Source organism: Siphonobacter sp. SORGH_AS_0500, from assembly GCF_031453245.1.
In the GTDB taxonomy this organism is placed as follows: domain Bacteria; phylum Bacteroidota; class Bacteroidia; order Cytophagales; family Spirosomataceae; genus Siphonobacter.
On the sequence record NZ_JAVIYT010000003.1, the window covers coordinates 36,382 to 59,335 of the forward strand.

The 22,954-nt window shown below is 44.2% G+C and carries 12 protein-coding genes; 3 read left to right on the plus strand and 9 right to left on the minus strand.

Features of this window, described 5'->3' with window-relative positions; translation table 11 throughout:
- Window positions 1-122: 122 nt before the first annotated feature.
- The 5 genes from QE357_RS20435 to QE357_RS20455 form a co-directional block, all read right to left on the minus strand.
- Complete coding sequence (locus QE357_RS20435) at window positions 123-1,661, minus strand: beta-N-acetylhexosaminidase (RefSeq protein WP_309711652.1); 1,539 nt, start codon at window positions 1,659-1,661, stop codon at window positions 123-125.
- Between the two features lie 24 nt (window positions 1,662-1,685).
- Complete coding sequence (locus tag QE357_RS20440) at window positions 1,686-3,698, minus strand: glycoside hydrolase family 2 TIM barrel-domain containing protein (protein WP_309711656.1); 2,013 nt, start codon at window positions 3,696-3,698, stop codon at window positions 1,686-1,688.
- Window positions 3,699-3,707: 9 nt separating this feature from the next.
- Window positions 3,708-4,529: a glycoside hydrolase family 16 protein gene (locus QE357_RS20445; RefSeq protein WP_309711659.1), complete on the minus strand. Its 822-nt coding sequence runs from the start codon at window positions 4,527-4,529 to the stop codon at window positions 3,708-3,710.
- Between the two features lie 130 nt (window positions 4,530-4,659).
- Window positions 4,660-6,405, minus strand: coding sequence for a RagB/SusD family nutrient uptake outer membrane protein (locus QE357_RS20450; RefSeq protein ID WP_309711662.1), 1,746 nt, complete (start codon window positions 6,403-6,405; stop codon window positions 4,660-4,662).
- Between the two features lie 12 nt (window positions 6,406-6,417).
- Window positions 6,418-9,741 carry a TonB-dependent receptor gene (locus QE357_RS20455; protein WP_309711665.1) on the minus strand — a complete coding sequence of 1,108 codons (3,324 nt, stop codon included), beginning with the start codon at window positions 9,739-9,741 and terminating at the stop codon, window positions 6,418-6,420.
- A 301-nt stretch (window positions 9,742-10,042) separates the two neighbouring features.
- Here QE357_RS20455 and QE357_RS20460 point away from each other — a divergent pair, with 301 nt between their 5' ends.
- Complete coding sequence (locus QE357_RS20460; RefSeq protein WP_309711667.1) at window positions 10,043-14,077, plus strand: two-component regulator propeller domain-containing protein; 4,035 nt, start codon at window positions 10,043-10,045, stop codon at window positions 14,075-14,077.
- A 425-nt stretch (window positions 14,078-14,502) separates the two neighbouring features.
- On the opposite strand, the gene QE357_RS20465 is transcribed toward QE357_RS20460, so the two are convergent.
- The 3 genes from QE357_RS20465 to QE357_RS20475 all read right to left on the minus strand — a co-directional run bounded on the left by QE357_RS20465 (window position 14,503) and on the right by QE357_RS20475 (window position 16,833).
- Window positions 14,503-14,880, minus strand: coding sequence for a hypothetical protein (locus QE357_RS20465; RefSeq protein WP_309711671.1), 378 nt, complete (start codon window positions 14,878-14,880; stop codon window positions 14,503-14,505).
- Window positions 14,881-15,754: 874 nt separating this feature from the next.
- A complete protein-coding gene (locus tag QE357_RS20470; protein ID WP_309711674.1) occupies window positions 15,755-16,051 on the minus strand; it encodes a hypothetical protein in 297 nt (98 codons plus the stop codon).
- Between the two features lie 125 nt (window positions 16,052-16,176).
- Window positions 16,177-16,833 carry an AAA family ATPase gene (locus QE357_RS20475; RefSeq protein ID WP_307144340.1) on the minus strand — a complete coding sequence of 219 codons (657 nt, stop codon included), beginning with the start codon at window positions 16,831-16,833 and terminating at the stop codon, window positions 16,177-16,179.
- A gap of 1,732 nt (window positions 16,834-18,565) precedes the next feature.
- On the opposite strand from QE357_RS20475, the gene QE357_RS20480 reads away from it, so the two are divergent.
- Window positions 18,566-19,537 carry a replication initiation protein gene (locus QE357_RS20480; RefSeq protein ID WP_309711679.1) on the plus strand — a complete coding sequence of 324 codons (972 nt, stop codon included), beginning with the start codon at window positions 18,566-18,568 and terminating at the stop codon, window positions 19,535-19,537.
- Between the two features lie 665 nt (window positions 19,538-20,202).
- Here QE357_RS20480 and QE357_RS20485 read toward each other — a convergent pair.
- The gene (locus QE357_RS20485) at window positions 20,203-21,375 is read right to left on the minus strand and encodes an FAD-dependent monooxygenase (protein ID WP_309711685.1); all 1,173 of its coding nucleotides are present in this window, start codon (window positions 21,373-21,375) and stop codon (window positions 20,203-20,205) included.
- Window positions 21,376-21,466: 91 nt separating this feature from the next.
- Between QE357_RS20485 and QE357_RS20490 the strand changes: the two genes are divergently transcribed.
- The gene (locus QE357_RS20490) at window positions 21,467-22,432 is read left to right on the plus strand and encodes an AraC family transcriptional regulator (protein WP_309711688.1); all 966 of its coding nucleotides are present in this window, start codon (window positions 21,467-21,469) and stop codon (window positions 22,430-22,432) included.
- The last annotated feature ends 522 nt before the right edge of the window (window positions 22,433-22,954 follow it).

The window sequence follows — 22,954 nt, forward strand, 5'->3', positions numbered from 1 at the left end:
AATCATAAAAAAGCCTGCATTCGACTCTTGTAGAGCGGAATGCAGGCTGGTGAGCATACTACTTTTAACCAAAATCTTTTTAAGATCACTCCGGCGAATCAGGGTTCCTGACATGGGTAATCTTAATGCACTAATTCGGGGCTTGCCTGAGGATTAATCGGATCGAAGTAATGAATATCCTGTTTTCTCAATTGGCTCAGATGTCCACTCAACCGCCGCTGGAAGGCTTTAAAGTCTTTGCGGGGACTCCAACAGGCTTCCGCAAGAGCCAGCAGGCGGGGGAAAACCATAAAATCCAGCCGTTCCGCAGTAGAAATGGTTTCTGTCCATACGTTGGCCTGTAAACCCAGCACCTGACCTGGATGATCCTTTACCCCCGGATAATGCTCGGCGTTGAATTCATAGACAGCCTTTAGCGGGTTAAAAGCTCCTGCCCACCGCCGCCCCACCCGGTGTGTACTGTCCTGAACAAAGTCGAAATAAAAGGGAAGTCGGGGGCAAAGCACCACGCGGTATTTTTTTCGTAAAGCTGCCTCTAACTGCTCGGGATGATCGTGCCGCCACCAGTAGACTAACGTATGATCGACGGGTAGCCCGGCCTCGATTACTTCATCCCAGCCTAGGACTTCCACCTGACGATTGCGAAGCGTATCGGCCATCCGGCGAAGGAAATAATGCTCTACTTCTAAAGCAGTTGATAATTTTTCCTGTTTCATGAGCCGGGTAATAGCCGCATCTTTCATCCATTTCTCATTCCCAAAACTTACTTCATCGCCCCCGATGTGAATCATGCGTGCAGGAAACAGCGAACTCACCTCTTTAAGAATGGCAGACAAATACGTATACGTCTCTTCTTTACCAGGATTAAAGGTAAACTCCGGGTGTGCCGGGGAGCCTCCCCCACTGTAAGCCGGGTAAGCTTTGTTAGCCGCCGTCGCATGACCCGGCATGTCTACTTCGGGAATGACGGTAATGTAACGCTCAGCGGCATAGCTTACGATCTCTTTGATCTGCTGCTGCGTATAATACTGAGCTGGTTTTAGTGAGTCGGTTGCCGTACCTACACCTCCCACCAACGCCAGCCGGGAATAGGCTTTAATTTCCATTCGCCAGCCGGGTTCATCGGTTAAATGCCAGTGAAAACGGTTTAGCTTGTAGTAAGCCATCTCATCGAGTAACGCCTTTACTTTAGTTACTCCAAAAAAGTGCCGGGATTCATCCAGCATAAAGCCTCGGTACCCGTATAAAGGCGAATCCTTCAGATTCCAGCAGGGGACCTTCCGGCTTTCAGTCGCTAATTGCAGGAAGGACACTACCCCATAAAAAGCTCCCTGTGGGCTCGATGCCGTCAGGACCACGGAACCTTCGTTCATTACTAATGCATAGGAACCTTCTCTGGCTGGCAGACCCGCCTTGATAACCAGGGTTGGGCCTTTTGTGGCGGAATTTTGAGACCGTTTGAGTCCCCATCGCCTTTGCATTTCTTTTTCCAGGTAACGAGCAGCGGGCTGGAATGCAGAATCTTCTACAACTAGCCTGGTGTGCTCACTGAGCGTAAAAGTTCCTTTGACCCGTTGGTAAGAAGCGGGTAAAGGAATAATAGGGGGCTGACTATACCCCCAAAGCGAAAGCAGTAAAAGAATAGAGGTTAAAATTTTCATAAGCTACTGCATTAGGGATTAACCTTAGCGTAAGGGAACGGGCGATTTTAAATACCACTCCCCGGTATCTTCCAGAGATCCTGACTTCACTAAAATCGTATTTTTTCCGGGCTTCAGTTGAATACCTGGCCAACTCATGCGGTGCAGGTCATCCGCTTTTTGTCGGCCCTGAGATACCCCATTGACCCATAACTCCGCTTCCTTCAGGGTGGTAAATACTTTAACTGTTGTTACCGACTGCTGACGTAGAACGTTCCGGCGTTCGGCCAGATAGAGCATCGGAGCCGTATTCCAGTTCGCTTTATAAAAGTAGAAGGCATCCTTTCGAATGTTACGATCATAGGTAACCAATCCTTTATCGTTGAGGGCATCCTGATCACCCTCGGTGCGGATGGAGGAACCAAAGTCTGCCAATACCCAGACGTATTTTCCCCAAATGAAAGGTCTTTTGCGAAGTTCTTCCCAGTTTTTTTCGTGATAGGCCGTCTGCCACTCTTCGGGGTGAAACCGTCCGGTAGGTTCTACGGGCTGAAGGTTTTCCTGATGGTGCCGAATACTCGCTCCGGCTCCGTACTCGCTGACGGCAATCGGTTTAGCCGGATAAGCCCGGTGGGTCTGATCCGCCCAGCTTCCTATTTGTTCGAAAGAACCGCCATACCACCCGTAGTATTTATTCCAGGCAATCACATCCGATACTTCGTTAAAAGTATCCCGATCCAAGAAGCTGGCACAAGTGGTTATTCTGGTAGAATCTTCCGTTTTAACCAACTGGTTTAGCTCTTTTAGAAACGGAACCGGATCATCGTAATCTAGCTTGAGTTCATTAAACAAGCCCCAGAAACAAATGGATGGGTGATTGTAATGCTGACGAATGAGTTCCTGCATGACTTGCCGGGCGTGGTCCTCCAAAGCTTTGCTTTTAATATAGCCCATGCCAGTATACCCACCCGGCCCCACCAGGGGAATTTCCGACCAGAGAATCAGTCCCTTCTCATCACTGAGCTCATACCAGGATTTTCCGTGCGGATAATGCGTCAGTCGCATGGACGTAGCTCCACTTTCCATCACTAGGTCCATGTCCTTTAAGTAATCTACCGGCTCATAGGCTGAGCCTTTCCCTGATACATCTTCATGATAGCCGAATCCGTGTAAGTCCAGCTTTTTCCCATTCAGAAAAAAACCTTCGTTCGCATCGACCCGTATTGAGCGAATTCCCAGTGGTTCCGTGTGACTTTCTACCCCCTGGCCATCGACAATTAACTCCGTTTTCACCCGGTAGAGATACGGGTCCTGGCGGGCATTCCAGAGGTGCGGTTTTTCAAGGGTGAATTTCTGTTCAAGTCCTGCCGGATCTTTTCGCTGGGCCACTGTTTTCCCCTGGGCATCCAAGATCGACGTGCGAACCTCGGTTTTCCGCGATGGGTCGGATAAGGAAAGTTGGGTCTTTATGAAAACATCAGCCGTTTTCTCACTCACGTTATGCTGGGTCACATAAACGCCTGAAGAAGCGAAGTGCAGCGGGGAAATACAGTTTTTCTCCTTGATAAGTAACCATACGGGCCGATGAATGCCTCCATATACGTTGAAATCCCCCGTTAAGGGCAGCACGTCCAGCCGATGTTCATTGCTAACCTGAACGGTGATAAGCGGATTTTTTCCTGCTTTTATAAAAGGAGTAATTTCAAAACAGAAAGCTGTATATCCGCCTTTATGGTTACCTACCCACTGTTGATCGATGAACACATCTGCCACCGAGTTTACCCCCTCAAAATAGAGAAACAGTCTTTTATCTTTCCAGGCCGAATCCAGTAGAAGGGTTTTCTTATAAATAGCTGCCGTACGGGTATAATCCATTTTTCCGGCGGCTACCTCCCCCGCATTCCAGGTATGCGGTACATTAATGACGGGATTATTCAATTTTTGCCGTACGTCATAGGCAAAGTGAAAATCCCAGCCCTGCTGTAAACTTAGTTTGTTTTGACCCCAAAGACTCAGACAGCAGCCCAAGCCCCAAAGCGTAAGAAATAGCTTTCGCATACATTGGTTTTATTGGTAGACTCGTACATAATCCACCACGTAGGTTAATGGTAGAATTTCGTCGTACAGGGGACCTGCCATGGTTCCCTGCCGGCCCAACGCCAGATTTAACATCAGGTAGAAGTCTTTCTGAAAAGGATTTTCAGAGCCTTTCTGAGCTTTCGCCAGATCAAAGACAAAGTATTTCAAATCATCATAATAAAACTCAATACGGTCTTCGTACCATTCCGCCGCGTAAATATGAAAGCCTTCGTAAGGGGCTCCTACAGAAGGTTTCTTTCCTTCGTAACGATACTGATCGGTCGAATCAGCGTAGTGCACTGTTCCGTACACCTGGGTAGAATCTTTTCCGGCATATTCCATCACATCAATTTCTCCGCAAAACGGCCACTTGACGGTAGGGTTATTGGCCCCCTTCATCCAGAACGCGGGCCAGGAGCCTTTGCCTTTGGGAACTTTAGCCCGAACTTCAAACCGTCCATACTTCCAGGTTTTCTTCCCCAGCGTCATAATGCTGGCTGATGTATAGCCTGCCACGCTTTGACCAGCCCGTTGAGCATTAGCCGAGCCACTTTTTTGAAGCGGATACGACTCCTTACGGGCCTCAATGATTAATGTTCCGTTTTCGACCCGGATGTTTTGCAGGCGTTCCTTGGTGTAGTATTGAGGTTCCTTGTTGCGAACGAATCCTTCTTCGTAATTCCACTTCTTGGGATCGGGTAAGCCCTGGTAGCTAAATTCATCGGACCACACCAACGTTTGATAGGGCGATTTGCTCTGAGCAAAAGTCAAGGTGGGAAGAAAAACCCATAGCAGTAATAAATAACGCATATGTATATACGAATTTTTAGAAAGATCATTCATCCACTGAATAATGGATGAATGATCACTGGTAGCAAATAATAGGTTAAGTGGAATAAGTAGTAACCCGAGAAAAGGGAGTCCTTTTCTCGGGCGAACATTAATTGACCCAACCCGGATTCTGAGTCAGTACAGGATTCATTTCAATTTCCGTCTGTGGAATGGGCCAGGTATAGATATAATCACCCTTCCATGAGTAGGTCTGCACATTAGCTCCCCATACCTGCTTAATCCCCGCTCCCGAGTAGAACACGGTTTCTTTCCAGGTTTTCCAACGCATTTCATCGAAGAAACTGATCCCTTCATTCACAAACTCCCGGCGGCGTTCATTGCGAATTCGCTCTCGTAAATCCGATTGGGAACTAACCGTCGTCGCAGCGGATGCATTGAGAAGCCCTACTCCTGCCCGTCCTCTCACCTGATTGACTAATTCAATAGCTCCCGTAGTATTGCCCTGTTCATTTAAGGCTTCGGCCCACATCAGCAACACATCAGCGTAGCGAATCAGGGGAAAGTCAATCGGACCATACGAACGGTTGAGCGTTTCGGTGGTTCCTTCGTAGACAAACTTGCGGTGTAAGTAATAAAAATAGGGTTGGGTATCCGTACGTAAATCTCCATTGGTTGCCGCCTCGGCCCGGTAAGGCCAGCGGGACGTCACCGTAGCATTGGCATTATTGAATACACCCAGATAGGTAGCGTAAGGGGTAATCACATTGGCCGCCAGACGAGGGTCTCGATTGGCGTAAGCTTTTAAAATCCGCTCTTCATTACCCGTTGGCAGGTACTGGCTCATGTCCGCTCCCCGGTTGCGGGCCGCCGTCATTTCGTTGGTCGTCAAATTATTACGCAGGAAAAATACTTCCCGCTGGGCAGGAGTCATCCGGCTATATCCCGGCAGAACGGCATCCCAGTTGAAGGGGGACCCATCGGCATTTTCGTAGAGATCAACCACGTTGGGCGACACCAGGAAGTTATTCCAGCAAGAACCAAAGGAAGAGCGGGTGCCGCAAAAGAATTGCGTAGTCGAACCCGAACCACTCACGGCGATGTGCTGAATTGAGAAAATCATCTCATCGCTTTGCTCGTTGGCCAGTTTGAAGAGTGTTTTATAATCCGAAAACAAGGCATAACCCGCTTCTTTTACCTTGCTAAAATCAGCGGCTGCTTCAGCCCACTTTTGCAGATACAAATACGCTTTTCCCCGTAAAGCGTAAGCGGCTCCTTTCGTAATGTGTCCATATAAACCATTGCCTTTGGCGTACTTGGCGGGCAAGTTAGGTTCATTAATGGCATCGGTTAAATCGGCAATTACCGCGTTCCAGATTTCGGTTTCCGTCGAACGAGCCCTCTGGGCATTTTCCGGAGTGATGGGTTCTAAAAAAAGCGGTACGCCTTTGTATAACTGATTGAGTCGGAGGTAGAAATACGCCCGTAAGAATTTGCATTCTGCTACCAGTCGGGCCTTTTTCTCAGCCGTTGAGGGAGATTTAGCCGGAATGTTGACTATGGCATCGTTGGCTCGGTTTACGCCCTCGAAGAGCTGCCGGTAGTTATCACTAAAAAGAGCACTGGAGGTAGTAATAGTCCCCATCAGCAGGGCATCTGCGTCCCGGCCCTGTCCGCCCGTAGAAAAACGGTCTAACTGATACAGTTCGTTTCCAGAGGCGGCACTCGTATTGATGTTCAAACGCAGGGCATTATAAACACCCGTAACGCCAAGATCGGTTAAATTATCCGTCGTCCACATGGTAGCCGAACTTACCGAGTCATAAGGAGACGTATCCAATAGATTTTCCCGGCACCCCGTCAGCAAAAGGGTGGCAAAAATCAATAGCTTTTTCATGAGGTCTTTGATTTAAAAGGTCAGGTTCAGGCCTAGCATAAATTGACGCATGGTGGGATAATCCACGCTTGCTCCCACTTCGGGGTCCATGCCCGGATAACGGGTAATCAGGAGAAGGTTCTCGCCCGACACATAGATTCTGGCTCGCTCCAGAGCTACTTTTTTAGTCAGGCTTTGCGGAAGGCTATACCCCAACTGAACGTTACGTAGCTTGATATAACCGGCATTATAAAGCCAGAAGTTACTGGCTACAGCCGCATTCTGGGCATCGGTTATATTTTTTAGCCGAGGGGCTTTACCCTGGATGTTATTGGCAGGATCAGACGGATCGGCATCATTGTAGTAATAGTGATCGTTAGCTACTTGCAAGGGAATAGCAAAGCCATTCTGAAGCGTGGAGTTATTATAGCCCTGCACATTCCAGTAGTATTGAAAACCCGTACTTCCCGACCAGATCATCGAAAAATCAAGGCCTTTCCAGGAAAGATCTCCCCTCAAGCCAAAGTTGTATTTGGGAGTCGTGTTGGTACCCGTAAACTGCCGATCGTAGGTATTGCCGTAAATGCCATCCCCGTTGTTATCCGCGTAAATCAGATCTCCGTAATAAATTTTGGATTTTCCAACGCCCCCCGCGGGCTGAAAGACATAACCCGCCGCCGTCATATCCTGCAACCACTGCAAATCTCCGGGTGTCCGAATCATGCCATCCTTCGGGCCCGCCTGAATATCTACGCTTCCATCCGCACTAGGGACATAGTTACCCTTGCCCTGGTAAACCGTGCGAACGTAATATTCATTAATCTGATGCCCTTCTAAAATTCGGGTATCGCCTCCAGAAGATACATTCCCCAGATTGGAGGTATACGTGCGAACGCCATTGACATCCTGATACCCTTCTACGAGTTTGCCTTTATACTGCTCCACCCGGTTATAGTTATACGCGAAATTTCCCGTTAGACCAAACTGGAAGTCTCCTGACTTACCCCGATAGCCCAGCGATAGTTCTACGCCTTTATTAAGCACAGCGGCTGTATTTTGGGTCGGTGCCGTAGCCGTTCCCAGAATCAGTTGAATGGGTGGTGTGGTCAAAATACCATCCGTGTATTTGCGGTACACATCAATATCAAAATTGATGGCTCCTTTCAGGAAAGAACCTTCCAGGCCGATGTCCGTCACGACTGTACTCTCCCATTTCAGTAAAGGGTTGGCAATTTTTCCTTTCCAAAGTCCGGTCACGGCCAATCCGTTGAACGAATAGGCGTTCGTGCTGTAGAGCGACTGATAATCATAGTTACCCAGGCTTTGATCGGTATTCATGACGTTATTCCCCAGCATCCCCCAGGAACCCCTGATTTTCAGGTTCTGTACATGATTATTGATACCATTCATGAACGGTTCTTCTGAAAGTCGCCAGCCCGCAGAAAAAGACGGGAAAACACCCCAGCGATTACCGGGAGCAAATTTGGACGAACCATCGTAACGGACGTTGGCTTCGAGCAGATAACGATCTTTAAAGTTGTAATTCAGGCGACCGAAGAATGACTTCAGAGCAAAATCATATTCACCTCCCGTCGTAGTGGTGGGTAAGGTTGCTGACCCTGGGGTTGTGATGTTGTAATCAATCAGGCCCATTTTACTGGCAGCCAGATTGTAGTAGTTAAAATAATACTGGTTAAAGCCTCCAATCGCTCCCAGAGAATGATCCCCCAATTGCTTGTTGTAACGTAACACCAAATCCAGTGTGGTTGCGTAATCCTTGTTAAAGGAGTAATTGGTGGAAAGCTGATCGGGAGCACTGGCGGCCTGCTTAAGGGTATTCGTAGCAAAATCCCAGCGATCAATCGGATTGGTATGCGTATTGGTTTCGCGGAGGCGGGTCTGATAGTTAAAGCGGGATTCAAACGATAAGTCCTTCAGCAACTGTAGTGTGGCGTACAGTGTGGTATTAAACCGACTTTGTTTGTCCGCTCCCCCCGTTCCATACAGATACGACAGGATATTATTAGCCGTAGCTGACTCCTCGGGAGCCTGAGCAAAACCATAACGACCCTCGTAGAAAGGAACTACCCCTGGCGTCGTCTGTCTTAAAAAGTTAAAAGCAGTACTGGTATTACCTAATCCATACGATTGGATGGAAGCGTAGGTCTGAGTCCCCAGGGTAAGAAATTTTGTAATTTTACTATCCAGATTGGCCCGTAAGATGTACCGTTCCGTACCCGTATTTGCCATCGTTCCGGGGTTACCCAGATAATTGGCCGAAAGCAGATAACTCGACTTTTCACTGCCTCCGCTGATGGACAAATTATGGTTTTGTAATACCTTATTTTCGAAAATCGTCTTAGTCCAGTCCGTATTAGGATAGGCCAGAGCATTAGCTACCCCATTTGCCGTTACACCGTTAGGATTCTGGGCCGCCGCCTGCCAGGCATCAATGGTGGTCTGAGCAAACAAATTGTTTTGCCCCAGGTTACGGTAGGCCTCATTGATCAGATTCATGTGCCGGGCGTAATCGGTCACAAACTTGATGGTATTCATGGGCTGGGTAATCGATAACATACCCGTGTAGGTAACGCTTACCTTGTTTTTATTACCTTTTTTAGTAGTAATCAAAATCACCCCGTTAGCCGCCAAAGACCCGTAAATAGAAGCCGAAGCCGCGTCTTTTAGAATCGACATACCTTCCACGTCATTGGGGTTAACGGCGTCCATTGAGCTGATGATTCCATCGACAATGACCAATGGGTTGTTGTTATTGAGCGTTCCATTCCCACGGATTCGAATGGTTGCCCCATCCGACCCCGGTTTACCAGAACCCTGCTGCACGCTCACCCCTGCGGCTAAGCCTGCCAGCGAGGAAGATAGGTTAGTAACGGGACGGTTTTCAATACTAGCCGCTGAAATGGTAGCTACTGAACCCGTCATGTTTACCTTTTTCTGCGTGCCATAACCCACCACGACCACTTCGTTCAGGGATTGATCCTCTCCTATCAAAGTCACGTTCAGCTCCGTTTGATTGCTTAACTCCACTTGCTGAGTTTTATAGCCCACGGAACTAAAGACCAGCGTACCTCCGGCCTGATTCAATACTAGTTCGTAGGTACCGTCAGTGGCCGATACGGTCCCTTTAGACGTACCCTTCAGAACAATACTAACGCCGGGAATCGCTTCGGCTTTTTCATCGGTAATTTTTCCCCGTAGTCTTAAGGCTTGAGAAAAACCCGGTACGCAGACGCACAACACGCCTACCCAGGTAAGAGTCCATTGAAGCCAGGCCCGGTAAGGGGAAATGTTTGGTAGCGATAATCGCTCTGACTTCCGTTTCTTTGAACGAATCATTGAAGTAGTGTTAGGTAATATAAAGAGGCTTGATGATTAGATTGGCAAAGCTCCGACAAGCGTGTAAGTCAGGGCGGTCAAAATCCTTAAAGAATGGGGGGAAAATCTTAAAAACAGCAGAAAATAAGGTTTTGGGCCTTCTGGAATAAGACTTGGCCTAGGGCTTCTTTTATAAAATAATCTATGGAATGCAGGAAAAACCACATTTTAAAATTTGCCCGATTCTGGTATATTCGATTCTTCAAGAGGGTAGATTAGAAAAGAACCGTCTTGCTAACATACAGGTAGTCGTATTTAAAGCATGAACCCCTCTACACTTCGAACACTTCTGGGCTTACTTGGACTTTTGTGGGGGGTCCTATGCCAGGGTCAAAACATTGCCTTTAATCACCTGGGCTCAGAGAATGGCTTATCTCAAAACTCGGTATTAGCCATTGCTCAGGATGCTCACGGTTTTATCTGGATGGGTACTCGCTACGGGCTTAATCGCTACGACACGAGAAATTTTCGGGTGTTTAAAAATGATCCGTCCGATTCAACGACCCTTTCGGATAATTATATTCTTTCCCTGCTCGCCGACTCCCGGGGTAAGTTATGGGTAGGTACCACGCAGGGGCTTAACTATTACGATTCCCGAAAAGATGTCTTTCAACGCTCAAACAGCTCCGCCGAAAAGCGGCAGGGTCTCCATAGCCTGGCCATTCATTGCCTTTTTGAAGATTCTAAAGGAAGAATTTGGGTAGGAACTTCCAATGGCGTCCGTATTTTAAACCATCCCCGAAAGTCCACCGTTCAGGCTCTGTTCAAAGCTCCCACTTCCCAGCCACCCCTGGAAGTAAGAAGCATAGTTGAAGATGCGGAAGGAAACTTTTGGATTGGAACGTCTAAAGGGTTAATTCGACTTCGCCCGCAGAACGGTACCTACCGTTGCCGCTGGTTTACCAAAAAAGACGGTCTAACGGACGACTTCATCACGAGTCTGGCTACAGATGCAGAGAAAAATCTATGGATTGGCACCAAATATGGCGGAGTAAATCTGTATCAGCAGAAACACTTCTCTGCCTTGCTGCCTACCCAAATGGATCCGAACATCCGCAAGATTATGCCGGATAAAATGGGAAAAATCTGGATTGCCTCTTTGGAGGGATTATATACCTATGATCCAGCTCTCAGACAATTACATATCTACCGGCATGACCCGGAAAACAGTAAAAGCCTGAGTCAGAATTCGATCTACTCACTCTTTGAAGATACCAACGGATCCATTTGGGTAGGCACTTACTACCGAGGCGTGGATATTGTTTATTCTTCGTCTACGCCTTTTTCCATCTATCAAAACCATCCACAGGCGAATACGCTCAGCAACGATGTCGTCAGCTACATTACTGCCGATGACCAAGCCAAACTCTGGATCGCCACTGAAGGCGGGGGCTTGAATTATTACGATACTCAAAAAGGTACTTTTCACGCGTATAAACACCAGCCCTCCCAGCCCTTTAGCATCAGTTCCAATTTAATCAAGAGTTTATATTGGGACAAAAAGGGCACAATGTGGGTCTGTACCCACCTGGGCGGTCTTAATGCCTTTTCCCCGCAAACGCAACGCTTTACCCATTTCAAGCACGATCCTAACCAACCTCATTCGCTAGCATCCGACAATGTTATTGCCCTGGCCGAAGACGCCAGAGGAAAAATCTGGGTGGGAACTGATCGGAATGGCATCAGTGTACTAGACCCGGCGACGGGCCAATTTCAGACCATAGATATTCATTCCAGTCCACTGAAAATTAGTGGGATTGGCATCCGTAACCTATTTCTGGATTCTAAGAAAAACCTGTGGATTGCCACGGGATCTGGTCTCAACCGGGTAGATGCCACGGGAAAAAAGATTACCTCGTTTACCAAAAGAAATACCCTGCATTTAAAATCTGATGATATCAACTGCGTTGCCGAAGATGCCAAGGGACGCATCTGGATGGGTACTTATTACGGAGGTTTTTGTCTGTTAAATCCCGATGGAAAATCGGTAACGACCTTTACGGAGAAAGACGGACTAGCCAATGATAATGTGCTCGGTATTCTCGAAGACGATCAACACTACCTATGGTTAAGTACTGAGAACGGACTCAGCCGTTTTAACCCCGAACAAGGGACTTTTAAGACCTATACGACCAGCGACGGATTACCAGCCAACGAGTTTAGCCCCCGGGCTTACTTTAAAAGTCCCTGGGGTTCCCTATACTTTGGTACCAACAGCGGCCTAGTTAGCTTTGATCCCAGCCGAATAGCCCTTAATCAATTCTTACCACCCCTGGTATTTACTTCACTTAAACTCTTTAATCAAGCCGTGAAGGTTGGTGACGGGGAAGGCATTTTACCCCAAGACATTAGCTCAACCTCAACGGTTACCTTTACGCACGATCAGAATATTTTCTCCGTTGATTTTGCCCTGCTCAACTATATCAAACCGGGCAAAAATCAATATGCTTATCAACTCCAGGGATTCGAAAAAAACTGGAATTACGTCAAGATTCCTTCCGCTACCTATACCAACCTTGCTCCAGGTACCTACACCTTACTTGTAAAAGCGGCCAATAATGATGGCATCTGGACACCCCAGCCCGTTTCGCTTCGTATTAGGATACTTCCTCCTTGGTGGGCCACCTGGTGGGCTTATCTGCTATACGCCTGTAGTTTTAGCGGATTGCTTTTCATCCTTATTCGTTTTCTCTGGCTGCGGGCTTCGCTTAGGCGAAATCAGGAACTTCACCAATTGAAGCTGAATTTTTTCACCAACATTTCTCACGAAATCCGTACACATTTAACCCTGATTCTGGGACCCGTTGATACGCTCATAGAGGCTCTGCGAGAGGATCCTTTTGCCTCCAGGCAGCTCCAGCATGTACAAAATCATTCGAACCGCTTACTTAAACTGGTAAGCGAGTTGATGGACTTCCGCAGAGTTGAGTCTCAAAAACTGGACCTTAAAGTAAGCCGTTTGAATATCGTAGCTTTTGTCGATGAAATTTTTGCCTCCTTTGAAGATGCAGCCCAATCCAATCACCTAGAAACGTCGTTTTACGCCCAGACTCCTCATTTTGAACTCTACTTTGACCCTCAGCAGATGGAAAAAGTACTGTACAATTTGCTGACCAATGCCTTTAAGTTTACGCCGAAACAGGGCCGCATCGAGGTTTCTATCATTGAGAAGGCTAATCAGGTATGCATTCAAATTTCCAATACAGGGCAGGGTATTGCTCCTGAGCACCTCAAAAAACTCTTTACCAACTACTTTCAGGTGCAGGAGCTGCTTCACCAGAATACCGGATATGGTATTGGTCTGGCTCTGGCTAAAAGCATCGTCGAACTGCACCACGGAACCTTAACCGTTGAGAGTACACTTCCCGAGGCGGGCCGAACCGGTTTAACCACCTTTACAATCGCCCTATCCAAGCATGCTTTTCAGGAGTTAAATCAACCTTTCGGGGAGGCTCCTTCCTGGAAGGTTAGCACGCCTTCGTTTGCAGTACCGTCGGAAGAATTTATCCCTTCGGTGGATGATCCCCAAAGGCCGCTACTGCTGTTGATTGAAGATAACCCTGACGTGCTGACGTTCATTCAGGAATCACTACTGCCTACGTATCGGATCTTAACGGCTCGGAATGGCTCGGAAGGTTGGCAACTAGCCACTAGTCAGATTCCAGACGTAATCGTTAGCGATGTAACCATGCCGGAAATGGATGGACTGGAGCTTTCTGAGAAGCTAAAACAGGATGACCGGACCAGCCACATTCCTCTCATTCTGTTAACAGCACGAGCAAGCCAGGCCCATCAAATCAGTGGCCTTGCACGGGGCGTAGACGATTACCTCACCAAGCCATTCAGCGTTGAAATTCTCAAACTCAAGATTCATAACCTCCTGGCCTCGCGGGAAAAAATGCGGCAAAAATACAGCCGCATGATGACGCTTGAACCGCAACAAATTCCCATCAATACACAGGACGAAGTTTTTCTCCATAAGCTTATCAGCATCATAGAAGCTCATCTGGATCACCCTGATTTCGGAGTAAATAAGCTAGCTTCAGAAGTAGCGATGAGTACCCCTGTCCTGTACAGAAAATTAAAGGCCCTGACGGATTTATCAGTCAATGATTTTATAAAAACCATTCGACTTAAGAAAGCAGCACAGCTATTGATCAGCCAGCCCCTAACCGTTTATGAGGTAGCGTACGCCGTAGGCTTCGATGATCGAAAATACTTTAGCAAAGAGTTTAAAAAGTATTTCGGTCAAACGCCAAGCGAATACGCATCCCTTCATCAATCCTCAGAAATGTAAGAAGTAAAGGTTTTATGTTAATGCAGAGAATGGTATTTAAAGAAGCTGCAAAACCACAAGTAGGCCTTTCCGTGCATTCAATAGGACTCTTGTTGTTTACCTTATGTTCATTATCCCTGTCATCCAGAGAGAAGCGAAGGCCCTTCCCTTCTCTCCTATCAACACTCAAACCCGAAGGATTAACCCAATCCTAAGTAATGCTTCTCCCTTACAGGCGGGGGTTACCTTAATTTTTTAGTTATCGCTTCCCTTACTCGCTCAAGGAAGGTAGCACCTATGCCCAGACTTATCTGAGCATAGGTGCTACCTAAACCTATACTAAAGCAGATGATCCAACACAAGTTTTCCGTAAAAGAATCGACGAACGGCCTACTCACTTCTGAAGGACGTGGATAACAAGGAAGCCACTAGAGTCAAACTAATTTCTATAGGTTAGAGGATACAAAACGAACATCCATAGTGCCCGAAGCCTGATTACCTTCTAACATCACCTTATACGTGGCCCCCTTCTGATTCACCACATGAATTCGTTTTTCCTCTAAAGATTTAATTTTATCATTAAATACAAATCCTGAGGCTGACTTGATGGAAGCTTGTAATGCCCCCGCTGCTGTTGTAAATCGGTACGATAGATAGGTATCATTACTAGGGACACGTAGTATGAAATGCTGTTTACCGTTTAACTCTTTAAACTCAGCCTGAGTAGACTCATCATTCGAATTGCCCTGCCAGTTTTTAGTAGAAGAACACGCCGTAAGAAACAAGGCTATAGTAAGGCATAATACAAAACGGATCATTGACATGGCTTTTAGAGTGAATAAGATAGGGATTCGGTTTAGTAGTTGAGAGATCAATAATTACGCTTATAGGCTGCATCAACTTTTACCATCGTATGAATTTTGCCTGCTTCACTCCTGATCAACTCCACAAAACTGATTTTAATTGAATTAACAATCAGCTTCTTAGGGCATCTACCTATGTAAGAATACTGGGTGCTCAACACTAGAAAATAGTTAGCTACTTATTATAGTTACTTGTTTGGGATAAGGGCGAGTACTATGGAATCATTTGCATTTACCATCACTTATGTTTTCTGTGAGCATTCTATTTTTAGTATTAACTATTATATGTTTTTTATATTTTAATAGATATCATTCATATATATATAACATATCTTATGTATTGAAGACGTTTACGCTAAGGGACTATCTTTTAGAGACTGTTCAACAATGTTTTAAAAGCCCGTACTAATATGTGCTAACTACTCAGGCAGTTAGTATTTACTTATTCATGAATACAGTTCAGTATGGCGACTTTCGAATGTTCTTACATCCACAATGACGTAGTCTGCTTAGTGCTGGAAAAATTCTAGCTCTTAAAAAGGAGTTAGCTCTATAGTTAAACGTGTGCTATAGCAGCAGCCCTGGAAAGAACCCCAATAATAAACTCAGCCAGTAATCAGCATATATCTATAGCCTTTGATTGTAAGTTAAAGAGTCTATCTGTTTAATATTTGCTTTCTACTACACAGATAGACTCTTCAGCTCGTAATAGCAGTGAGAAAGTCAACCATGAACTACGTATTGCTTTTCTTCACTTGGCTCTTCTACCCTACCCTCCTTTAGCTATTGTCAGATCAGGTACTTCACCTCTAAATAGTACGTTATCTACACTGACTTATTTCTTTTTCAAATCTCGCTGAATTTTTTCTTCCAGTGCCTGAATGATATAAGCATGCCGGGAAGGCCGCTGTCGCTTGGGAATTTTCGCTAACACTTCTTCTATCTCCGTTAACTGACTTTGATACAAACGAAGTAATACGGTCTTCACAGCATCTTCATCCAGGTTATCTACCACCTCAGGTTTTGCCTTGGTAGATGATCCACCTTTATTAATCAAAGCTTCTATTTTTTTCTCATCTACCACAGGCTCTACAATAGACTTTGCTACAGATGGTTTTTTTGCAATTGCCATACTTACAGATTTTTACATCAAAAAAAGATACCAATTTAGATATTTATAGATATATAGTTTATATATCTATTATAGTATACGAGATCTACAAAATTTATATCAATAGAATATATCAAGTGATTTCTCTACGCTTTCTGATTTAATGCTGTTAGCATTGCTTCATATAAAGCTAGAAACTCTGCTGAAGCTTTTTCATCCGCAGGCTTTAATTCCAGGATTCCAAGTCCGTAGGAAATGGCGTTTGCAAAGGCCTTACGATTGATCAGGGGCGTATCCAGATAGGTCAATACCTGCGATTCTTTTAGCATTTCCCCTACTTCCCGGTTGTCAATGCCTTTGGGGTCAGCCCGGTTAACAAAAGACATAGCCCTTAGTTTAGGGTTTACTATCTGCATTTCTGAAATCAGATGCTCCACCTTTTCTAGCGTCCAGATGTCTAAGGAACGAGGGTAAAATGGTACCATGTATACATCAGTAATTGATAAAGCAGCTCGCTGACTTGCTGTATCACGACCACCCGTATCAATAACTACGTCGTCAAATTTGCTAGCCAATTTTAGCACCTCAGATCGTACTTCTTTGTCTGACTGACGAATGGCAGTGTACCCTTTATTACCTTCTAATGCCATTTCTCGCTGTACAGAAAATTCATGAGCGGATTCCTGATCATCCGCATCTACGAACAGAACATCTCTTCCCTGATTACTGAGGTATACGGCTAGATTGGTCGCTAAAGTTGTTTTCCCGCTACCGCCCTTAATCCCACCTGTAGTGAAAATCATAAGTGTTATGGAGTTTTCTTTGAGCAGCGAATATACTATTAGTTTCGATATATATACTAATATCAATAAGCTTATCATATTCTATATAAATTATAAACTATTGTATATATACAGTTTATATCAATAATGATATCATAAAATATTACAGTTATCTAATTATTAAGCATTTACAAGTATATGAAAAAATATATATAGATGAAGGGGAGGGCTAAATAGTAGAGCAATTAATCGATAAAAGATATTGCATACATCTTATATAGTTCACGAAAGAGATTAATTAAGAAGACATTTTCTACCCTAGGTTGATAGAAGTTCTTAAATACTTTATATATCAATATACTATCATTTAGTATATATCTGTTTTAGGTCCTTAATCCCAATAAAGGCAGATCATGCGAACCCATCTAGCTTTTCTAAACAGGCCAACAATCGTATTTCTGGAAAATGGATTAGCAGTAAGGTTTCGTTGGTTTGACTACGAATAATTACAGGTAGATCAGTGAAATAAGAAGAAGGGAGCTCCATCTCTTTGACTTTTAAGCTCTAGATCGTTTTCAGCCTTATAATTTGATCGTTGTGATGCAAATACTCTAAAGTTCCCTGATCTTAGTTAAGATCAGGATAGGAGTAAAGACATAGACTCAAAGCATAGAGGCCTCTGTACATGTAAACTAAATTTCAGGTACATAAATAACAGATGAAGAAAAGCTTATGTAAATGAAGTGAATAGATTTCCAATTGAATATATTTTTGATATGTATACTAATATACTATATATATTAAATTTTATATAATAAATGTGGTTAGTGGTCTGGTGAATAGATAGTTAGCCAATATGCCTGAAGTAAAAGGTTTAGCATCAAGGAAGCTATTAATATTTTCTAATTGCATCAAATTGCATAAACTCCAAAAGTATAATGAAACACATTGTTAACTGCCTGTATAACAGGAGGTAAGAAACTATGATTGGAAATTTTAGGTGCCTAATTGCATCAAATTGCATAAGGTAAAAGCTTGCTAACACATGTAGTTGAAGCGGTTGTAATACTATGAAGTCATTATATAAACTGATTGTCAGGAGTTTATACAATAAATACTCCAGATATAATCCTTAATTGCATCAAATTGCATAAACCAGGTTTTAGATGAGCAATTAGTAGGTAAGTGCCTGATAATCAAAGTATCAATTCTTCCTTTTCACTTCTAATTGTATCAAATTGCATAAGGTATATTTTATTAATATACTGATTATCAATTAATTAAAAATTATGAAGATATACGTAATTGAAGAGAATAGAAGAACATTTATTGTGAAAGGTCAGCGGTGAACTAATCATTTAGTTCACCGCTGACCTTTACGTATTGATTTAAAACTTTTTCCTCTCAAAAAATGAGCGTGCGGCGGAGCCGACGCAGGCCGAAAAAGTGGGGGGAAAATTAATTGATAAAATGTAGTATTAATTAATTGATTGATTGCTGGAGTGTGGATAAATGAGATAATCTATTGATTATCAATAATTAAAATGTTTCTATTGCATCAAATTGCATAAGGTATTGCATCAAATTGCATAAGGTATTGCATCAAATTGCATAAAGTTACCCCTTAGTAATTGCATCAAATTGCATAAGGTATTGCATCAAATTGCATAAGGTGGGTGGGAAATAAATCAAATAAAAGAATCATGATGCAATTTGATGATGTATATTTGCTGAGACCCTACAATACTTGGCTATGAAAGAAAAGAGTTTGGTTCGGATCAGTAACACGATGAATTTTACACGGCAGGAATTTTTGGCTGTCGAAAAACATATCGTTTTACTTACGTTGCTAAGTCTCAAGGGAAAGCAGGGAATGAAGGCTGACTTTGGTGGGAAGCACGAGGCTCTCGAAATAACCTTTAACGCGTCGGAATTGAAGGAGACTAACCGGGAACGAATTAAGGAATCTCTGGAGCGATTGACAACTCGTAAAATTCACTTTGATTACTCCAAGCCTGGTCATGATTATTTTGGATTCATTGTTCCTATCATTTCAGCTAAATACGAAGGCAAGAAAGGCGTTAATTCAGAGATTACAGTATTAATTAACCCAGATGCCAAGAAGTTGTTTCTGGAGCTTTCTAATGGGTATTCAACGCTAGATCTACAAGCTATTCTCAGCCTCAAAAGCAATTATTCCATTCGATTGTACGAACTGCTGAGTATGAAAGCTCGGCAGGAACCCTGGACCATAGAGGTAGATACGCTCAAGAATCTGCTTGACATCGAGTTAGGGGCTTACAAAAACTTTAACCTTTTTGAGACTCGGATTCTCAAATATACCCAGAACGAATTAGCCGAGCATTGCGGCGTTTTCTTTGATTGGGAAGTGGCGGCTAAAGAGCGAAAAAAAATTACGGCCCTGACCTTCACGATTCGGGATCGTGAAAAACTGAATCGCGAATTTTTAGCCGAAGAAACCATCAAAACGATAGATTATGTCACTTCCTTAGGGGACCTTCACATTGCCAGCAAGGTGAGGGCGGCCTGTCAAAAATACACGCTCACAGAAAAGCAGATTCAATGGATTCTGGAAAGTCAGGATCGGGTTAATGAACTGATTCGTATTGATTTGATCATTGAGGATAAAACAACGAAGGGTAAAGGACCTAAGAATCGAACCAAGTACTTAGCTAAGAGTCTGGGGTTAGATAAGTTAAATTGAGGTATTACCGTTAGTAGATCAAATGAAAAGGAAAATATGCAATTAATAATTTTAGTTTTAAAAACGTTTTTATATCGTTATTAAATCAAAAAAATAATTAACTATCGAAGTTTCATCTGCTCTTTATTCATCAATATTGCTTCATTCATAATACATACAACTAGTCCGCTTATACATGCACCCATTGAAAAACTTTTACTTAATTAGGTAGGGGATCAGTAGAAGGCATTGAATCTCTCCAATGATTGCCAAGGTCTAAGAGATTGTTTAAAAATTAAATAGCTTCATGCGAATCGGAATGCGATCCTTCGCTTTACTAGGGAGATAAGGCAGGTGGAACCTGCCTTATCGTAGGGGCGGGGCTGGTTTAATCAAGTTACCACATGACCCAATAAGCTTAAAAAAGGACCTAAGATTCTTCGCTTCACTCTGAATGACAGACGCTGATGATTAAGTAATGATAGTATCCCTCAGCTAAGAGATAGTTATTATTACCAACGGTCTCCGCTAAATCCATTCAATAATCCCAACATGAGATTCGCCGTCAAACTCATGCTGAAGCTACAATAAAGTCCTCAAAATCTTTACACTAATGCTCTGGCCGTCTGCATGTTTGATTACAGCAGACTAGAATGAATAATGCCTTATTGATTTTTATCGTGTGCTTAGGGAAGGACCAATTGCCATTGATCAGGAGTAAGAATGATTTGATCCGTTAACCTCCGGTGAGCTTCGGATTCGGAAGCATTCCTGAAGGCAGAAGCAAATGCCTGTAAATTCCGTTCGTCTTTGGGCAGGAAGGAGGCGGCGTTATTTCTGGCATTGCTTTGAAATTTCTCAATGACTGGCTGCATGAGAGCATTGTAATGCGTAAACGCCTGCAAAAGATCCTGAGGGGAGTCGGCCATGAAATGGGCCAAAGCTTTTGCTCCGTAGATTGACAATGAAGCTCCCATTCCAGATAGAGCCGTAGGGCAATAGCCCGCATCGCCCAGCAAAAGAATTCTTCCGTTAACTAGATTTGGAGCATGAATCATTCCCATTTTATCAGCGAAGACTAATCCACTTTCGACCAGGTCAGCCATTAAGGTCTGCACTTCCACAGAATAGTTCTGGAACGTCTGCTCTAAGAGTTGCCGGGCATTTTGCCGTAGGCTGGAAACCTCCTGTGTCTGATAGATATAGCATTGAATAGCCAGTTCATCTTTACTAATTGGGTAGATGGAAAGCATTTTATGAACATCAATGAAGGTTTTAAAAGACCCAACTTGGTACGTATGATTTCTGCGTAGTCGTCCCCCTACGTAAAAAACGTTGAAATCTTCTAGTTTGCTGTCTTCGAAACATTTCTCGCGAGTAGTAGATCGTAAGCCCTCAGAAATAATGAGAGCATCTGCTTCCAGAATTTCTTTAGTAGTTAAGGTAACCCTTACCGTATGGGCGTCCTGGTCCACAGAGTCAATGCAGGTGTCCATCAGAATATTCACTTTGTCTTTTATGGCTTGGTGAATTTCGCGGTGCAGGTCACCCCGGGTGAGCGTGATGGATGGTTCCATCCCTTCGTTCATCTTTTCGTAACTAATACGCCGGATGAGGTTTCCCTGCCCCTCTACAAAATCCATGAAGTCAGAGGGCGTTGCTGCCTGACGTAACGGCTTGGCCAGATTTAGCTCCTCCATAATTCTCACCCCAAAATTTTTGAGGGATAGCAAATAACCCGCATTTGTAAATGCCTTGGCTCGCTCTAAAATGGTTACTTCATGCCCCTGTTTTTGAAGAAAGATAGCGGCCGTGAGCCCGGCTATTCCTCCGCCCGAGATAATCATTCGCTTTTTCATGATGCTAAGTCTTTCGTTGGTAGACTTTGCAAAAGTATTGGTAGGTTTACGAGCAAAATATCGGAAAAACGAATATAAATAGTCCAAAAACATGCATTCGTCTTACGATAGTCAACCCATGCTTCAACTGGCAGCTAAATTAGGCGTATCTGATTCTGACCAATTAGGTGGATTGACCGATTTGGAGTTTCAGGAGATGAGGATTGTCGATTTTCTACCCGAAATGATGATTATGATCCGTTCACTGATTTCAAAGGAAGAATTTACGTATGAAAGAAAGCCCATTACTATCATCGAAAAGGGGCTGTTCATATCCTTTCAGAATATTTTTAAGGGTGCCCTAGAACAGGGAGCAGACCCGAATAACCGATTACCCCAGGAAAGGCCGCACGTACGAATAACGCCTTCGCGTATAGCAAGTAAAGTTAGTTTTCCCAAACGATCGCATATCAGGCAGGTTACGATCCTGATTGAGATGAGTTACTTGCAACAGTTTCTTGGGAAAGATCAGTCCAGGTTTAGCCATCTCTTCGAGGCGGAGAATACCTTCTGGATTGAGGAATTCATGTCACCCGAGATTGCCTTACTGGTGGATGAGATCGTTACTGCTACTCCAGAGGGGGCACTCCTGGATGCGTATTATCGACTAAAATCGTTGCACCTGCTTTATTTTCTGTTTAAAAATCTGGGGTATCGACAAGCCAGCCCTTATCGGTCCATGAGTACGGCGGAGATGGAGGCTATTTACCGAGTGCGAAATGCCATGAGTGCCTCCCTAGATCAGGCCTTACCCATCGCCGAATTAGTTAAACTCAGTGGTATGAATGAATTGAAATTACGTAAACTTTTCAAGCAAGTGTTTGGCAAAGGGTTATATGACTATTTTCAGCATCTGCGTATGCAGGAAGCATCCCGGCTTTTGAAAGAGGAGCGGCTTTCGGTATCTGAGGCTGGCTACCGTCTTGGTTTTACGAACTTAAGCCATTTCGGCAGACTATTCGAAGAATGTATCGGGATGAAGCCTAAAAAATGGGCCAGCAAAAACGAACACGTATAGCTTTTATGGAGCGTCGTTGTTGGTAGAAAGTTATAAGGAGCTAATCAGATTCGCTTGGCAACTGCCGCCGAACTAGATTCCTTTATTTGAGTTTTTTACCGTGAATTTTTATAAATCACATTTTAAATAAAGTGCGTTAGTCTCTCCTTACTGTTCCTCCTGTCATCCAGAGCGAAGTGAAGGACCTTATTGCCTTTGCAAAAGTATTTGGCCTCGAGGCTACTTTACTAACCTCAGCCCCGTCCCATTCTGCAAAAGATCTCTCACTTCATTCGACATGACGGGCAGAGGGTCTCGTTTACACCTCCATTCATCTGCAACACAGTCGCAGACGAGCATTAAAGTGATTATTGACCCCTCCGCTGTCTTTAGAGCAAAGAAGGAACTTACCTGCCTTCACCATTAACCCTCAAGTAGGAAAGGTTTCATAAACCATAATTTACAGCAGGGTTTAACAATTGTAAATCTTAAAAAGTATCCTCATTCTAAGGTATTGATCGTTGCTAAGAACAAGCTATATGG